Origin of the sequence: Kitasatospora sp. NPDC056138 (assembly GCF_042264695.1) — a bacterium.
GTDB lineage: Bacteria > Actinomycetota > Actinomycetes > Streptomycetales > Streptomycetaceae > Kitasatospora.
The window spans coordinates 1-16,105 of sequence record NZ_JBHJVK010000111.1 but is presented as its reverse complement, the minus strand read 5'-3'; the positions used below and the strand labels follow the sequence as shown (position 1 = coordinate 16,105).

General features: G+C 72.8%; 14 protein-coding genes and 1 pseudogene. 10 read left to right on the top strand and 5 right to left on the bottom strand.

Annotated features, from left to right (window positions below):
• The first annotated feature begins 577 nt into the window (after window positions 1-577).
• From ACFC1R_RS36800 to ACFC1R_RS36770, 7 genes and pseudogenes are all read left to right on the top strand, one after another.
• The gene (locus ACFC1R_RS36800) at window positions 578-1,123 is read left to right on the top strand and encodes a cysteine dioxygenase family protein (RefSeq protein ID WP_375946083.1); all 546 of its coding nucleotides are present in this window, start codon (window positions 578-580) and stop codon (window positions 1,121-1,123) included.
• Window positions 1,124-1,128: 5 nt separating this feature from the next.
• Window positions 1,129-1,491: pseudogene (locus ACFC1R_RS36795) on the top strand (rhodanese-like domain-containing protein); the annotation flags it as partial.
• Window positions 1,492-1,824: 333 nt separating this feature from the next.
• Window positions 1,825-3,000, top strand: a complete 1,176-nt coding sequence (locus ACFC1R_RS36790) for an ABC transporter ATP-binding protein (protein ID WP_375946082.1) — start codon at window positions 1,825-1,827, stop codon at window positions 2,998-3,000.
• Window positions 2,990-3,655, top strand: a complete 666-nt coding sequence (locus tag ACFC1R_RS36785) for an ABC transporter permease (RefSeq protein WP_375946081.1) — start codon at window positions 2,990-2,992, stop codon at window positions 3,653-3,655. The genes ACFC1R_RS36790 and ACFC1R_RS36785 overlap by 11 nt, the downstream gene beginning before the upstream one ends.
• A complete protein-coding gene (locus tag ACFC1R_RS36780; RefSeq protein ID WP_375946080.1) occupies window positions 3,652-4,350 on the top strand; it encodes an ABC transporter permease in 699 nt (232 codons plus the stop codon). The genes ACFC1R_RS36785 and ACFC1R_RS36780 overlap by 4 nt, the downstream gene beginning before the upstream one ends.
• A gap of 83 nt (window positions 4,351-4,433) precedes the next feature.
• Window positions 4,434-5,363: an ABC transporter substrate-binding protein gene (locus ACFC1R_RS36775; RefSeq protein ID WP_375946079.1), complete on the top strand. Its 930-nt coding sequence runs from the start codon at window positions 4,434-4,436 to the stop codon at window positions 5,361-5,363.
• A gap of 447 nt (window positions 5,364-5,810) precedes the next feature.
• Complete coding sequence (locus tag ACFC1R_RS36770) at window positions 5,811-7,607, top strand: glycosyl hydrolase family 18 protein (RefSeq protein ID WP_375946078.1); 1,797 nt, start codon at window positions 5,811-5,813, stop codon at window positions 7,605-7,607.
• Window positions 7,608-7,886: 279 nt separating this feature from the next.
• Here ACFC1R_RS36770 and ACFC1R_RS36765 read toward each other — a convergent pair whose 3' ends face one another.
• The 4 genes from ACFC1R_RS36765 to ACFC1R_RS36750 all read right to left on the bottom strand — a co-directional run bounded on the left by ACFC1R_RS36765 (window position 7,887) and on the right by ACFC1R_RS36750 (window position 11,748).
• Window positions 7,887-9,170 carry a multidrug effflux MFS transporter gene (locus ACFC1R_RS36765; protein ID WP_375946077.1) on the bottom strand — a complete coding sequence of 428 codons (1,284 nt, stop codon included), beginning with the start codon at window positions 9,168-9,170 and terminating at the stop codon, window positions 7,887-7,889.
• A 153-nt stretch (window positions 9,171-9,323) separates the two neighbouring features.
• Window positions 9,324-9,782, bottom strand: a complete 459-nt coding sequence (locus ACFC1R_RS36760; RefSeq protein WP_375946076.1) for a hypothetical protein — start codon at window positions 9,780-9,782, stop codon at window positions 9,324-9,326.
• 206 nt (window positions 9,783-9,988) lie between these two features.
• Window positions 9,989-10,348 (bottom strand): hypothetical protein, encoded by a 360-nt coding sequence (locus ACFC1R_RS36755; protein ID WP_375946075.1) that lies wholly within the window; start codon window positions 10,346-10,348, stop codon window positions 9,989-9,991.
• A gap of 218 nt (window positions 10,349-10,566) precedes the next feature.
• Window positions 10,567-11,748 carry an acyl-CoA dehydrogenase family protein gene (locus ACFC1R_RS36750; protein ID WP_375946074.1) on the bottom strand — a complete coding sequence of 394 codons (1,182 nt, stop codon included), beginning with the start codon at window positions 11,746-11,748 and terminating at the stop codon, window positions 10,567-10,569.
• 219 nt (window positions 11,749-11,967) lie between these two features.
• On the opposite strand from ACFC1R_RS36750, the gene ACFC1R_RS36745 reads away from it, so the two are divergent.
• On the top strand, window positions 11,968-12,975 hold the full coding sequence (locus ACFC1R_RS36745) for a chitinase (protein ID WP_375946073.1): 1,008 nt from the start codon (window positions 11,968-11,970) through the stop codon (window positions 12,973-12,975).
• Between the two features lie 63 nt (window positions 12,976-13,038).
• Here the strand turns inward: ACFC1R_RS36745 and ACFC1R_RS36740 are convergent, their stop codons facing one another.
• Entirely contained in the window at window positions 13,039-13,362 is a 324-nt protein-coding gene (locus ACFC1R_RS36740) for a hypothetical protein (protein WP_375946072.1), read from the bottom strand.
• 120 nt (window positions 13,363-13,482) lie between these two features.
• Between ACFC1R_RS36740 and ACFC1R_RS36735 the strand changes: the two genes are divergently transcribed.
• A complete protein-coding gene (locus ACFC1R_RS36735; RefSeq protein WP_375946071.1) occupies window positions 13,483-14,391 on the top strand; it encodes a carbon-nitrogen hydrolase family protein in 909 nt (302 codons plus the stop codon).
• Window positions 14,392-14,579: 188 nt separating this feature from the next.
• A complete protein-coding gene (locus tag ACFC1R_RS36730; RefSeq protein ID WP_375946070.1) occupies window positions 14,580-15,977 on the top strand; it encodes a class II fumarate hydratase in 1,398 nt (465 codons plus the stop codon).
• Window positions 15,978-16,105 lie beyond the last annotated feature (128 nt).

The window sequence follows — 16,105 nt, the reverse complement described above, 5'->3', positions numbered from 1 at the left end:
CGCGCCGGCCGGGGGTCGCCGCCGCGGGCGGGCGCCCGCCCCCCCCCGCCCCCCCACACACCAGCCCGCCGCCCCCCGTCTCCCCCGGGGCAGGCCGGTCTGCTGTGTCGGACGGGTCCGCACAAGGCCGCTCGGGCGGCACCGCATCACAGCGCCGGACGGCAGCGCACCGCATCACGGCGCCCGACAGCACACCGCAGGGCAGCACCGCGGCCAGCGCACCGCATCACAGCGCCCGATGGCGGCACCGGATGGCAGAACCGGGCGGCACCGGGCGGCACCGGGCAGCGGCGGGGTGACCGACTGGCGGTCCGCGCTTGACGTGCCGGGCTTCCCTCCGCAACGATCAGCCCATGGACACCGGCACCACCCTGGTCTGCCGCCTGCACGTCGATCTGCGACGCCAGGCGAGCGACATGTGTGCCTGCTGACGGCTCTCCCCTCCCTGTGACGTCCGCCAGGGCCTGAGCCGCGCTCCCGCGCCTCCCTTCTTCACGTCCTCCCGCCTGTCGTACGCCCCTGCACTCCCCGTGCATCCGCGTCCGGCAGCCTCCTTCGGCCTTCCCGAGGATGCCCCATGAGCCTTGATCTCGTGAGCCCTGATCTCGCCCCAGGTCTCGCCTCTGCCCCTGCGCCTGTCACTGCTGCCGCCGACGTGGCGCGGCCCGCCCCGCTCTCGCCGAACGCCCTGCGCAGGATCGTCCGCGAGCTGGCCGAACAGCCCGACCGGTGGCTGCCCCGGGTCCGGCTCGCCGCCGAGGACCGCTGGTACGAACGGCTGGAGCTCACCGAGGACCACGAGGTCTGGCTGATCAGCTGGCTGCCGGGCCAGTCCACCGGGTTCCACGACCACGGCGGTTCGCGCGGAGCCTTCATGGTGACGCTGGGCGAGTTGGAGGAGCTGTCGCTGGGCGGCCCCGGACAGGGACTGCTGATCCGGCGACTGGCCTCGGGCACCGCCCGGGCCTTCGGTCCCGAGTACCTGCACGATGTCCGGAACACGGGCGGCGGCCCGGCGGTCACCATCCACGCGTACTCACCGCCGCTGGAGTCGATGTCCCGTTACGAACTGCGCGCCGAGGGCCTGGTGCGCACCGCACTGGAAGGACCGCAGCAGTGGTGACGACGATCGAGGAACTGGTCGAGCGGTCGCGGGCCGGGGTGCACCGGCCGGGACCGACGGAGGCGTACCGGGCAGCGGCGGAGGAGGGCGCACTGCTGGTGGACATCCGTCCGGCGGCGCAGCGGGCACGCGAGGGCGGTGTCCCCGGCGCCCTGGTCATCGAGCGCAACGTGCTGGAGTGGCGGCTCGATCCGACGGGCAGTCACCGCATCCCCGAGGCGACCGGGCACGAGCTGGCGGTGATCGTGGTCTGCTCGGAGGGGTACGCCTCCAGTCTGGCCGCCGCGAGCCTGCGCGAGCTGGGTCTGCACCGGGCGACGGATCTGGACGGCGGTTTCGTCGCCTGGGCGGCGGCGGGTCTCCCGACCGTGGACGGCACCGCCGACGGACCCGGTAACCGGACGGCACCAGTGGGCAGGGCGGCGCCGGGGAACGGGACGGCGCCCGGGTGCCTGCTCGGCCGGGCCTACCAGCGCGACGAGGCAGGCGGGACAGGCCGGGCAGGCGGCGAGGACGGGGCAGACGGCGAGTCGTAGCGCGAAGTAGGGAATGACGCACGGAATGAGAAGGTTTGTACCCGCCGAGGACGGGGAAAGCCGTCACGATCCGAAGACCAGTTCGAGTCGGGCGTGATCCGCCGTGTCCCGACATCCGCTCCAAGAACCGAACGGCGCTCGAGCGCCGAAGCTAGGATCCCTTCCGTGATCAGATTCGACGGCGCCGCCAAGCGCCACCCCGACGGCACGATCGCCGTCGAGGGCCTCGACCTGGACATACCTGCCGGTCGCACCACCGTGCTGGTCGGCCCGTCAGGCTGCGGCAAGACCACCATCCTGCGGATGGTCAACCGCATGGTCGAACCGACCGCAGGCCGAGTACTGCTGGACGGTACCGACGTCTCCGAACTGCCCGCCGCCAAGCTGCGCCGGGGCATCGGCTACGTGATCCAGCAGGCCGGGCTCTTCCCGCACCGCCGGGTGATCGACAACATCGCCACCGTCCCCTATCTGCTCGGCTGGGACCGCAAGAAGGCCCGCGCCCGCGCCGCCGAACTGCTCGAACTCGTCGGTCTGGCACCCGAGCTGGCCAAGCGCTACCCCTTCCAGCTGTCCGGCGGCCAGCAGCAGCGGGTCGGCGTGGCACGGGCGCTGGCGGCCGACCCTCCGGTGCTGCTGATGGACGAACCCTTCAGTGCGGTCGACCCCGTGGTCCGCACCGGGCTCCAGGACGAACTACTGCGCCTTCAGGGCGAGTTGAACAAGACCGTACTCTTCGTCACGCACGACATCGAAGAGGCCGTCCGACTCGGCGACCAGGTCGCGGTCCTGCGCGAGCACGGCCACATCGCACAACTCGCCGACCCACACACCCTGCTGACCGCCCCCGCCGACGAGGGCGTCGCCGCGTTCCTGGGCCGCGACCGCGGCCTGCGCGGCCTCGGCCTGCTCCCGGCCCGCGGCGTCGCCGTCCGCCCGCTCACCGAGGGCAGCCGGCACGGCGGCTGGGACCTCCGGCTGGACCCGAACGGGCGGCCCGCCGGCTGGGTCGACCTCGACGGGCCGGCCGAGCCGCACCCGGCGCCGGTCTTCCACCCCGAGGTCGACACCCTGCGCAGCGCCCTGGACGCGGCCGTCCTCTCCCCCGCCGGCGCGGTCGTCGCCGTCGACGCGGACGGCAGGGCCGTCGGCACCGCCACCCGGGAGGCGGTCCTCGCGGCCCTGACCGGCCTCCGGCCCACCGTCCCGACCACGGCGGACCGGGCCGAACCAGACCGGGCCCCGCAGCGCCCCGACCCGCAGCACCCCGACCCGCGACGTCCGGAGGCACAGCGCCCGGACGGTCTGGACGAGCGGCCGGTGAGCACCGATGGACGGTGAGCCGCTGGTCCGCTGGTACTGGATCGGGGACCACCTCGCCTACCTGCGCGACCTCACCCTCGACCACGCGGTGATCGCCCTCGTCCCGGTGCTGATCGCCCTACTGGTCGCCGTTCCGCTGGGCCTCGCCTGCGCCCGCTTCCCCCGGCTCTACCAGCCGCTCTCCGCCGTCTTCAACGTGGTGTACGCGCTGCCCTCGCTCGCGGTCTTCGTCGTGCTGATCCCGTACACCGGGCTGGCCACCCGCGCCACCGTGATGGTGCCGCTCACCTTCTACGCCCTCGCCGTGCTGCTGCCCACCACCGTGGACGGGCTGCGCTCGGTGCCTGACTCCGTACGGCAGTCGGCGACCGCGATGGGCTACGGCCCGTGGCACCGGCTGTCCGCCGTCGAACTCCCGGCCGCCGTCCCGTACCTGGTCTCCGGACTGCGGGTCGCCGCGGTGTCCAGCATCTCGCTGGCGGCGGTCGGCGCCCTGATCGGCAGGGGCGGCCTCGGCTACCTGTTCATCGACGGCTTCCAGCGGACCTTCCCGACCCCGATCGTGGCGGGGATCGTGCTGGTAGCCGCGCTCGCGCTGGTCACGGACCTGCTGCTGATCCTGGCGCGGCGACTGCTCGCCCCCTGGGCCGTCCGCCCGGAGGCCGCCCGATGAACTGGATCGGCTGGCTCACCACCTTCTTCACCGCGCCGGCCCGGCAGAGCGGACCCGACGCGATCGCCCACCGGGTCGCCGAGCACCTCGCGCTCTCCGGTGAGGCCCTGTTCTACGCGGCGCTGCTGGCTGTCCCGCTCGGCCTGCTGATCGGCTACACCGGGCGCGGCGCGGTCGCGGTGACCGCACTCACCGGGGTCGCGCGCGCCCTGCCCACCCTCGGACTCGTCACGCTCGCGGTGCTGGTGGGCGGCGTCACCGACACCGCCATCCTGCTGCCGCTGGTCGCGCTCGCCGCACCCCCGGTGCTGGTGGCGACGGTCGAGGGCATCCGGGGCACCGACCCCGACCTGCGGGACGCCGCCCTTGGCATCGGCCTGACGAACCGCCAGGTCCTGTGGCAGGTCTGCCTGCCGAACGCCCTGCCCACCATCCTCTCCGGGCTGCGGACGGCGGCCGTCCAGGTGATCGCCACCGCCACGGTCGCCGCCTACGTCGGCCTCGGCGGGCTCGGCCGGTACGTCATCGACGGGCTGGCCACCCGCGACTTCCCGGCGACACTGGGCGGTGCACTGCTGGTGGTGCTGCTCGCCGTCGCCACCCAGCTGCTCTTCGCCGGACTGATCCGGTACGCACTGCCGCGCGGCGTGCGCGCCCAGCGGGCGGCCGGCGCCGAGACCGCCCGCAGCTCGTGAACCGGGGGCACCCGCCCTCCGTCCCCCGCCCACAGGTCCACCTCCCGCGCCGGTTCCGGCCGCGGAGCCACGAAAGGGAACCCATGACCACCCGTCTGCTCAGGACCGTCGCCGCCGTTGGCCTACTGCTCGGAGCGGCGGCCTGCTCCTCCTCCGGCAGCAGCAACCCGCTGGACGCCTCGTCAGGATCGTCAGGATCGTCGGGCGGAAGCGGAAGTACCGGCGGGAAGACCGTTGTGGTCGGCTCGGCGAACTTCCCGGAGAACGTCCTGCTGGCCTCGATCTACTCGCAGGCCCTCAAGGCCAAGGGCGTCAAGGTCGAGGAGAAGTTCAACATCGGCAGCCGCGAGGTGCTCTACGGCCAGCTGCAGAACGGCAGCCTGACGGTGCTGCCGGAGTACAACGGCGCCCTGCTCGGCTACCTGGACGCCAAGAACACCGCCACCGGCACCGAGGCGGTCAACGCCGCGCTGCAGAAGGCCCTGCCGTCCTCGCTGGGGATCCTGGACTCGGCCCCGGCCGAGGACAAGGACTCGCTGAGCGTCACCCAGGAGACGGCCGACAAGTACCAGCTGAAGAGCATCGCCGACCTCTCCGCGAAGGCGGGCGAGTTCGCCATCGGCGGACCGCCGGAGTTCAAGTCCCGCCGCGAGCAGCAGTTCAAGGACATCTACGGGCTCACCTTCAAGGAGTGGAAGCCCACCGGTGACACCACCGCGAACGCCCTGAAGGACGGCTCGATCCAGGTCGGCAACGTCTTCACCACCGACCCGAAGATCGTCCAGTTCAAGCTGGTCTCGCTGGCCGACCCGAAGAACCTCTTCAGCTCGCAGAACGTCACCCCGCTGATCAACAAGGCCGGTGTGGACGCGACGGCGGCCGGCGCCCTCAACGCCGTCTCCGCGAAGTTGGACACGCCGGGCCTGACCCAGCTCATGAAGCGGGTCTCCGTCGACAAGGAGGACCCGTCGGCGGTGGCCAAGGACTGGCTCAAGTCCAACGGCCTCGGCTGACCCTCGACACCGCACGGCGACACCGCACGACGGCCCCGCACCTCGGACTCCCGAGGTGCGGGGCCGAGTCGTGCCCGGCTCCCGTCGTCGCCGCCACCGCCATGCCGCCGCCGCTGCCGCCGCCACTGGCCTCGTCGCCGCCGCTTCCACCGCCACCGCTGCCGCCGTCGACGAGACCCGCCGCGCACGCGGCACCGGGCGGGAGTCATCCGGCACCGCGCCGACCCGGCCGTGCCGTTGACGAACCGTCATCTCCCTTGACAGCCGAGTGGTCCAGACCAACCATAGGCGGTGTAGTTCCGACCGGGATGCACTGTGGGGGTGTGACCACCGGCCGGCCGTGCGCTGTTTCCCGCACGCCGCACCACCCCTGCAGGGCCCGCGTCAGACACCGTCATGCCCATTTCCGGGCGAACGGTCTTCACCTTCACGTCTGTTGGAGCATCCATGCGCCTGCACAGATCCATCCGTGCGCTACTGGCCGGCGGCGCCGCCCTGGCCGCCTCGGTCGGGCTGACCGTGGTGGGTGGCGGTGGTGCCGCCGAGGCCGCGAGCCACACCGCCACCCACACCGCCGCCCAGGCCGCGACCCCGCTGCCGCAACACGTCTTCGCCCCGTACTTCGAGGCGTGGACCGGCCAGAGCCCGGCGGCGCTGGCGAGCCAGTCCGGCGCCAAGTACCTGACCATGGCGTTCATCCAGACGGCGAGCAAGGGCACGTGTACGCCGTACTGGAACGGCGACACCAAAATGCCCATCTCCTCGGCCCGGTTCGGCGCCGACATCGCCACCATCCGGGCGGCGGGCGGCGATGTGATCCCGTCCTTCGGCGGCTACACGGCCGACAACACCGGCACCGAACTCGCCGACAGCTGCACCGACGTGAACGCGATCGCCAGTGCCTTCGAGTCCGTCATCACCACCTACGGCATCAGCCGGATCGACCTCGACGTCGAGGACAACTCGCTGACCGACACCGCCGGGATCGACCGCCGCAACAAGGCGATCAAGCTGGTCGAGGACTGGGCCGCCACAAACGGCCGCAGCATCCAGTTCTCCTACACCCTGCCGACCACCACCGGCGGGCTGGCCGACAGCGGACTCAACGTGCTCAAGAACGCCGTGCAGAACAACGCACGGATCGACGTCGTCAACATCATGACGTTCGACTACTACGACAACGCCCCGCACAACATGGGCAACGACACCCAGAACGCGGCGACCGGCCTCCACAACCAGCTCGCCGAGCTGTACCCGGGCAGGACGGCCGCACAGCTGTGGGGATCCATCGGGGTCACCGACATGCTCGGGATCGACGACTTCGGCGCGGCCGAGACCTTCAGCGTCGCCGACGCCGGCAACGTCTACAACTGGGCCACCGGCAAGGGCATCAACACCCTCTCGTTCTGGGCGCTGCAACGCGACAACGGCGGCTGCGTCGGCACGGCCGGCAGTGACAGCTGCTCCGGGATCAGCCAGAACGCCTGGGACTTCACCCACGTCTTCGCGCCGTTCAGCAGCGGTGGCAGCGGTCCCGGTCCGGTCACCGACGACTTCTCGGTGAGCGCCTCCCCCGCCGCCGGTTCGGTCTCGCCGGGCAGCAGCCTGCGCAGCAGCATCGCGACCGCCGTCACGGCGGGCTCGGCGCAGTCCGTCGCCCTCGGCGTGAGCGGCGCGCCCGCCGGGGTCACCGCCACCGTCAGCCCCGGCTCGGTGAACGCCGGGGACAGCGCGACGCTGAACATCTCCACCACCTCCGCCGTGGCACCCGGAACCTACCCGCTCACCGTCACCGGCAGCGCGACGTCGGGCAGCCACAGCGCCACCTACACGCTGACCGTCACCGGCTCCGGCGGCGGAGCGAAGTCCCTGGCCAACGGCGACTTCGAGAGCGGCAGCCTCAGCCCGTGGACCTGCCAGAGCGGTGGTGCCGTGGTCACCACCCCGGTGCACACCGGCAGCTACGCGCTGTCGGCGGCGGCCGGTGCGAGCCAGACCGGCGAGTGCGACCAGACCGTCACGCTGGCCCCCAACACCAAGTACACGCTGACCGGCTGGGTGCAGGGCAACTACGCCTACCTCGGCGTCAGCGGCGGTGCCACCGCGAGCACCTGGACCTCGGCGGGCGGCTGGACCAAGCTGACCGTCCCGTTCACCACCGGCGCCGGCGGCACGGTGACCGTCTACCTGCACGGCTGGTACGGCCAGGGCAACGTCTACGGCGACGACTTCTCGATCGCCTGACCGCACGCCCGCACCGGGGCGCGCGGGGCGCCGATCGGCCGACTGCACGCACGGCCGCATCGGCGCCCCGCGCGCCGCTCCCGGTGGCCCACGGGATCACCGCCACGGCCGTCATCCCGGCAGGCTGCGACAACACCCCTGACGGAGTGGGGCGTCGGCACGATCAAGCCGGGTGGCCCCACCGCCGGCGCCGGCGCGACCGCGGTCGGCCGCGACTTCGGCCCGTACCCGCGGAGGCCGCCGCCGGCATGCACGCGACGTCGGCGAATTGATGTGACGTCAGCTCTCCTCGCGCCACGGACGGCAGAGTGCGGTGAAGGCGATGACGGCGAGCACCGAGCAGCTCAGCACCACGGTGCCGAGCAGCGTCGCGGAGGGGCTGCCCCCCGCACTGCTCAGCGGGGCCACGATCGCGCCGCACAGGAAGGTGCCGGTGCCGATCAGTGCGGAGGCCGAGCCCGCGGCGTGCGGGGCCATGGTCAGCGCCTGCGCCATGGAGTTGGGCAGCACGATGCCCATGCTCGCCATCAGCAGGAAGAGTGCGGGCCAGACCCCGGGCAGGCCCAGGTGCCAGACGGTGGTGACGAGGACGACCGCGGTTCCCGCGGTCCCGGCCCCGCCCAGACCGATCAGCATCAGGGTGGGCGCCGGGAGTTTCCGGACCAGCACTCGGCCGTTGAGCTGGCTGAAGCCCACCACCGCGATGGAGTTGGTGGCGAAGACCAGGCTGTACAGCTGCGGCGAGATGGCGTACTCGGTCTGCAGCACCGAGGAGGAGCCGCTGACGTAGGCGAAGAGCGCGCCGAAGCCGAAGGTGCTGGTGAGCGTGTAGCCGAGGAAGCGCCGGTCGCGCAGCAGGTCGCCGATGGCGTGGACGGTGCTGCCGATGCCGTCGGCGTGGCGCCGCTCGGGCGGCAGCGACTCGCGCAGCGCGAGCACGGCGCCGACGGTGAGCAGCGCACCGAGCAGGGCGAGGGCGACGAAGGTGCCGCGCCAGGAGGTGAGGTGCAGCAGCTGGGCACCGAGGACGGGTGCGAGGATCGGGGCGAGCCCGGATATCACGCCGATCGAGGCCATGAAGCGGATCATCGCCACGCCCTCGTACCGGTCGCGGACGACGGCACGGGCGATCACCAGGCCAGCGGCCCCGGCGAAGCCCTGCAGGCAGCGTCCGGCGATCAGCAGCGGGACCGAGCCGGCCAGTGCGCAGACCATGGTGGCCAGGGTGTAGAGGGTCATGCCGACGAGCAGCGGGGACCGGCGGCCGAGCCGGTCACTGAGCGGACCGAACAGGAGCTGGCCGAAGGCCATGCCGAACATCGATCCGGTGAGGGTGAGTTGGGCGGTGGCCGCGGTGGACCCGAGGTCGGTGGTGAGGGTGGGCAGTGCGGGCAGGTAGAGGTCCGTGGTGAGCGGGCCCAGTGCGGCCAGCCCGGCGAGCACGGCCACGGTGGCCCGGCTCGGCGGTCCGCCCTGGGGCTCGGTCAGGACGGTCTTGCTCGCGGCGGTGGCGGCAGCGTCGGACGACTGGTCACCGGTGGTGCCCAGGGTCGGGCCTGGCATGGGGCTCCTCTGCGGGTTGGTCGGGTACGTCCGTCCTACCGCAGCGGGCGGGTCCTCCGATACCCGGAACCGGTACTGTTCCCAGTCGTACTCCGCCAAGTCCCGCCCCACCGGGCCGTACTGTGTCAGCTCGTGCCGTTCCGGGCCGTCCGGTCAGCCGGCGGTCCTGCCGGCCTTGCGGGCCGCGGTCACGACCGCGTTGTCCTGCCAGCCGTACAGCTCGTTGCCGACCAGGGCGACGTTGTAGTAGCCGCACCGGGCGGTGGCCTTGGCGGGGATGTCGCCGGGGAACCAGGACGCCTTGAGGTGCACCGCGCCCTGGGGGGTGCCCTTGCTGCATCCCTCGGGCAGCTCGCGGTCCGGCAGGGACGCCTTCAGCAGCCGGTCGCCGCCGGTGGTGGACATCAGGTACGACACCTTGGTCGCGCCGTCCGGCAGCCAGCCGGGCATGGACTGGCGAGCGGCCTTGGCAGCGCTGCCGGTGGCGTACGTGGCGGCGACGCGATGCCTGCTCTCCAGGACGTCCGCGGTCTTCGGGACCATCGCGACGGCACCGAGCGCCACCCCTCCCGCAGCCACGACACCCGCGAAGGCCCTGCCCGCGTTACCCATGATGACGACCCTCGCCTCTCGTTCCGGTCTGCGCTTCCCCTCCATCCTGACGGCTGGTACCGGGCCCGGCGATAGGCACGAGGTACCGAACGCCCTCCACCCAAGGGCGTACCCGCCCCCGGGATGACCCCCCGGTCGGCCCCCCGGGTCCGGTACCAGGGTCCAGTAGCGCTCCCGTAGCGGGGTCCGGTACAGCGGACGGGGCCTCAGACAGTAGGCCGGAACGCGTGGACGAGCTCGATCGGGCCGACGACGTGCCGGTTGAACTCGGGCAGCTCCTCCGCCGGCACCCAGAGCTCCAGGATGGTCCGGCCGCCGGCCTGCCGAACGGGGTAACGGGCGAGGAAGTCGCTCTCGACCTCGAACCTGGTGACGTAGCCGACGCCCGAGGCGGGGACGTTCCAGTCGCGCGCGATGCGGACCGCGTAGTCCTCGTTGAGCACCGGGTAGAAGATCGGCTGGTCCGGAAGCCTGGGCGGCCAGGCCCGCCAGCCGGACTCCGCGACGAGCGCCAGCTCCTCGGGGCCGGTGGGGCGCCAGAGGGTGGTGGTGTGCGGCGCGGTCATGGCCCGGCTCTCCGTTCGGTGTCGGCCTCGGCTTCGGCTTCGGCGTCGGTGGAGCGCCGACCGTAGCGCCGGGGCTCCGGGCCTGACCAGTGCTTTTCGCTCCAGGTCCGGCTCGGGGCCGGGCCGGGCCGGGCCGGCGAGTGGGCACCAGGAACGGCCCCCGGCCTCGTTCAGCCCGGCGGTGGGGTCCTCGGCCGCCTCCACGGGCCGACCGTACGTCAGCGGTAGGCCGACTCGCCGGTGATCGCCTCGCCGAGCACCAGGGTGTGGATCTCCGCGGTGCCCTCGTACGTCAGCACGGACTCCAGGTTGTTGGCGTGCCGGAGCACCGGGTACTCGACGGTGATGCCGTTGGCGCCCAGGATGGTCCGGGCACTGCGGGCGATCTCCATCGCGGTGCGGACGTTGTTGAGCTTGCCGAAACTGATGTGCGCGGGCCGGCACTGCCCGGCGTCCTTGAGCCGGCCGATCCGGACCGCGACCAGGTACGCCTTCTCGACCTCCAGCATCATCTCGACCAGCTTCTGCTGGGTGAGTTGGAAGCCGGCGATGGGCCGCTCGAACTGGATCCGGCTCTTCGCGTAGTCCAGTGCGGTGGTGTAGCAGTCGCGGGCCGCACCGACGGTGCCCCAGAGGATGCCGTACCGGGCCTCGCCGAGGGAGGAGAGCGGGCCGCGCAGCCCCTGCACCCCGGGCAGCACCGCGTCGGCGGGCAACACCACCTCGTCCAGCGCCAGTTCGCTGGTGACCGAGGCGCGCAGCGAGAGCTTGCCGTGCACGTCGGTGGCGGTGAACCCGGGGGTGCCCTGCGGGACGAGGAAGCCCCTGACACCGTCCTCGGTCTGCGCCCAGACGACGGCGACGTCCGAGATGCTGCCGTTGGTGATCCACATCTTGCTGCCGGAGAGCACCCAGTCGCCGCCCTTGCGGCGGGCCCTGGTCCGCATGTTGGCGGGGTCGGAGCCGAAGTCCGGTTCGGTGAGGGCGAAGCAGCCGATCGCCCGGCCCGCGGCCAGCTCCGGCAGCCACTGCTGCTTCTGCTCCTCCGAGCCGAAGGCGTGGATGGAGCGCATGGCGAGCGAGCCCTGGACGGAGACGAAGCTGCGCAGTCCCGAGTCGGCGGCCTCCAGCTCCATGCAGGCGACGCCGTACGCGACCGCCGAGGAGCCGGTGCAGCCGTAGCCGTCCAGATGCATTCCGAGGACGCCCAGGCGGCCCAGTTCGGGGGCGAGTTCACGGGCCGGGAAGACCCCGCGCTCGAACCAGTCGCCCACGTACGGCCGGATCTGCTCGTCGGCGAACTTCCGCACGGTGTCCCGGATCAGCCGTTCCTCGTCGGTCAGCAGCTCCCCCACGGCGAGCAGGTCTGCCGGGTCGAGGCGGGCAGGGGTCGTTGCCATTCGGACTCCTCGGGACGGTGCGGCGGGCGCGGCGGGGTGGGCCACGGCGACGAGTATCGCGTACGACGACGCGGGTGGGTACGAGACGCTGCCCACACCGCGGTCTTCCGTCACCGACCCTTCCGGTACGGCATCTTGACGCGGTCACGCCCGGCTGGTTCGCTTCCCTTCACTGTAAGGAAACTTTCCTGATGTGACGGACTCCCGGGACGGTGACCCATGCGTTCGCGAACCCCGCTCCGCCCGCTCCTCGCCCTCGCGACCACGGCCGCTCTGGCCGGCGGCGCGCTCGCCCTCGCGCCGGCCGGCCAGGCTGCGACGGCGGTGGCCGCCGCCGATCCGGTCGGCCTCAACGCCCCGTACGAGTACCTGGGTTGGGGGAGCCCGCAGAAGCCGACCGAGGTGATGGCGGCGACCGGGGTCAAGCAGTTCACCCTCGCGTTCATGCTCAGCGACGGCGGCTGCAACCCCAAGTGGGACGGCACCCGGGCGCTCACCGGCGGCAGCGACCAGAGCACCGTCAACGCCATCCGGTCGGCCGGCGGCGACGTGGTGGTCTCCTTCGGCGGCTGGAGCGGCAACAAGCTGGGCGAGAAGTGCGGTTCGGCGAGCGCACTGGCGGCGGCCTACCAGAAGGTCGTCGACGCCTACCGGCTCAAGGCGATCGACATCGACATCGAGAGCACCGAGGTCTCCGACGGGACCGTGCGGCAGCGGGTGGTCGACGCGCTCAGGACGGTCAGGGCCGCCAACCCCGGCCTCAAGGAGTACGTCACCTTCGGCACCACCCCGACCGGCCCCGACTCCGACGGGCTCGACCTGATCAGGAAGGGCGCGGCGGCCGGGCTGGCGGTGGACGGCTGGACCATCATGCCGTTCGACTTCGGCAGCCACAGCGGCTCGATGGGCACGGTCACCACGAAGGCGGCCGACGGACTGAAGAACGCCGTGGCGCGCGCGTACGGGTACGACTCCGCCACCGCCTACCGGCACATCGGGATCTCGTCCATGAACGGGAGGACGGACGAGGCCGACGAGACCGTCTCCACGGGCGACTTCACCACCGTCTACAACTACGCCACCGCCCACCATCTGGCGCGGTTCACCTTCTGGGCCGTCAACCGCGACCGCGCCTGCGCCTCCGGCGCCTCCGCGGGCGACTCGTGCAGCGGGATCGGCCAGTCGCCGTACGCCTTCACGAAGATCGTCGCCAAGTACCACGGCTGAGCGCAGGACCGGGCCGGTGACCGCACGGCCACCGGCCACCGGCCGCCCCGGCCGACCTCGCGCTCAGCGCCGGGCGCCGAGGGCCGCCTCGGCGAAGTTGTCCCAGTGCCCGCCCGAGACGAGCGGGATGCACACCCAGTCCCGCATCGGACGGCCGCCCGCCGGGTCGAAGAGGTGCGCCCCCGGCAGGTGCAGCGCCTCGGCCTGCGCGGGCGTGTCACGGCCCAACCGGCAGACCAGTTCGCCTTGGTGGAGGCCGGCGAAGGCCCTGCCTTCGGCGTCCTTCAGGCACGGCATGCCGAACATCTCGGAGCGGACGGCTCCGTGCGGTACGAGCCCCTCGGCGATCTCCTCGTAGCGGGCCGCCGGGTCGGTTGCGTCGGTCATGCCGCCATGCTGCACCGTGCGGGCCCGCTCCGCCTCACATCGCGGCCGAGCGCCCCGGTCGGGTTTCGACCGCGAATAGATCTTGAGTCGGCGGGGGTCGATGAGTAAGGATTGGAGTCCGTGACCACCACTGTACAGACCCCGTCGGACGCGTCGCCGCCCTCCGCGCTGCTGCCCACGGCACCCATGCCCACCGCGCCACTGAGCATTGCCACCGCACAGGCCGCGCTCGCCCCGCTCGACGTGGCGGCGAACGCCGCCACCGCCGCCGCGCTGGTCCGCCGCGCCGCCGACGAGGGCGCGCAGCTGCTGCTGCTCTCCGAGCTGTTCCTCACCGGCTACGAGCTCACCGGCATCGCCGCCGACCCCGACCGGCTCACCGTCGCACCCGACGACCCGCGCCTGGACCCGCTCGCCGCGGCCTGCGCACAAACCGGCGTCCCGGTCGTGGTGGGCGCACCGGTACGGGACGCGGACACCGGCCTGCTGCACATCGCGGCCCTGGTCCTGGACGGCTCGGGAGCGCAGGCCGCCGCCTACCGCAAGCAGTTCGCCACGCCGACCGAGCGCGCGGCGGGCTTCGCGCCGAGCGAGAGCGGCGGCTGCACGGTCCGGCTCCGCGACTGGCGCCTCGGCCTGGGCATCTGCTGGGACTCCGGCTTCCCCGAGCACGCCCGTGCCGCCGCGCTCGACGGCGCCCACGCCTACCTGGTCGGCGCACTCTTCGGCGCGGGCTCCGGCGCGCACCAGGTCCGCACCCTCTTCCCCGCCCGCGCCATGGACAACACCCTCTACACCGTGCTGGCCAACCACATCGGCCCGTCGGGCCCGTACGTCGGCTGGGGCCACAGCGCCGTCTGGGGTCCGGACGGCACCCTGCTCGCCGACGCGGGCGAGGCCGACCCCGGCCTGGCCGTCACCACCCTGGACCCCGGGGTGCTGGCCCGCGTCCGCGCCGAGGAGCCGGTCCTGCTCCAGCCCCCGCTGCACGCCCCGCCCGCCCGCCGCAACACCGCCGTGCTCGGCTGACCGGACGCACTCCAGCAGCCCGGGGAACCAGCGCGGGCGCCCTGTCGCGAGGCCGCACGGGCGCTCGCGCGGATTCCCGCGCCCCCGATCGCGCCGCCCCTCCCGCCCCGCGGCGGACTCCCGGAAATACCTGGGCCCGCCAGGGAGCTCTGATGATCAGATGTCGGCAATCAGGGAGGTGTCGCACCATGGACGGCGGCGAGCAGGAGTACCGGGTCGAGCACGACTCGATGGGTGAGGTCCGGGTCCCCGCGGCGGCGAAGTGGCAGGCGCAGACGCAGCGGGCGGTGGAGAACTTCCCGGTGTCCGGCCAGCGCCTGGAGCGCGCGCACATCGAGGCCCTGGCACTGATCAAGGCGGCGGCCGCCAAGGTCAACGCGGAGCTCGGCGTGCTGGACCTGGCGACCGCGGCGGCGATCCGGGAGGCGGCCGGGGAGGTCGCGGCCGGGCGCTGGGACGACCAGTTCCCGGTGGACGTGTTCCAGACCGGGTCCGGCACCTCGTCCAACATGAACACCAACGAGGTGATCGCCACCCTGGCCACCGAGCGCCTCGGCCGCCCGGTGCACCCCAACGACCACGTCAACGCCAGCCAGTCGTCCAACGACGTGTTCCCGTCCTCGGTCCACATCGCCGCGACGGCGGCCGTCACCGGCGAGCTGATCCCGGCCCTGGAGCAGCTCGCGGCGGCGCTGGAGCGCAAGTCCGCCGAGTTCGCCGAGGTGGTCAAGTCGGGCCGCACGCACCTGATGGACGCCACCCCGGTCACCCTCGGCCAGGAGTTCGGCGGGTACGCGGCGCAGGTGCGGTACGGGATCGAACGGCTGTCCGCGTCCCTCCCCCGGGTGGCCGAGCTCCCGCTCGGCGGGACGGCCGTCGGGACGGGCATCAACACCCCGCCCGGCTTCGCCGCCGCCGTGATCGCCGAGGTCGGCCGGGCCAGCGGCCTGCCACTGACCGAGGCGCGCAACCACTTCGAGGCCCAGGGCGCCCGGGACGGCCTGGTGGAGCTCAGCGGGCAGCTGCGCACCATCGCGGTCGGCTTCACGAAGATCGCCAACGATCTGCGCTGGATGGGCTCGGGCCCGCGCACCGGTCTCGGCGAGATCAACCTGCCGGATCTCCAGCCGGGGTCCTCGATCATGCCGGGCAAGGTCAACCCGGTGCTGCCCGAGGTGGTGCTGATGGTCGCCGCCCAGGTGATCGGCAACGACACCACCGTCACGATGGCCGGGGCGAGCGGGAACTTCGAGCTGAACGTGATGCTCCCGGTGATCGCCCGCAACCTGCTGGAGTCGGTCCGCCTGCTGGCCAACAGCGCCCGGCTGCTGGCCGACCGGACGGTGGACGGCGTCACCGCCAACGTCGAGCGGGCCCGGGAGTTCGCCGAGTCCTCACCGTCCGTGGTGACCCCGCTCAACCGCTACATCGGCTACGAGGAGGCCGCCAAGGTGGCCAAGCAGGCGCTGGCCGAGCGCAAGACCATCCGGCAGGTCGTGGTGGAGCGCGGTTACCTGACCGAGGGCAAGCTGACCGAGGCTCAGCTCGACGAGGCGCTGGACGTCCTGCGGATGACCCGCCCCTGAGCCCCGCCGGCCGCAGCGTGGGGGGGGGGGGGGCCCCCCCCCCCCCCCCCCCCCCCCCCCGGGCCGGGCCCCCGCCCCGCCCCCCCCGGGCCGCCCCGCCGCCCGGCCGGGGGGGCCCGGCCCCCGGG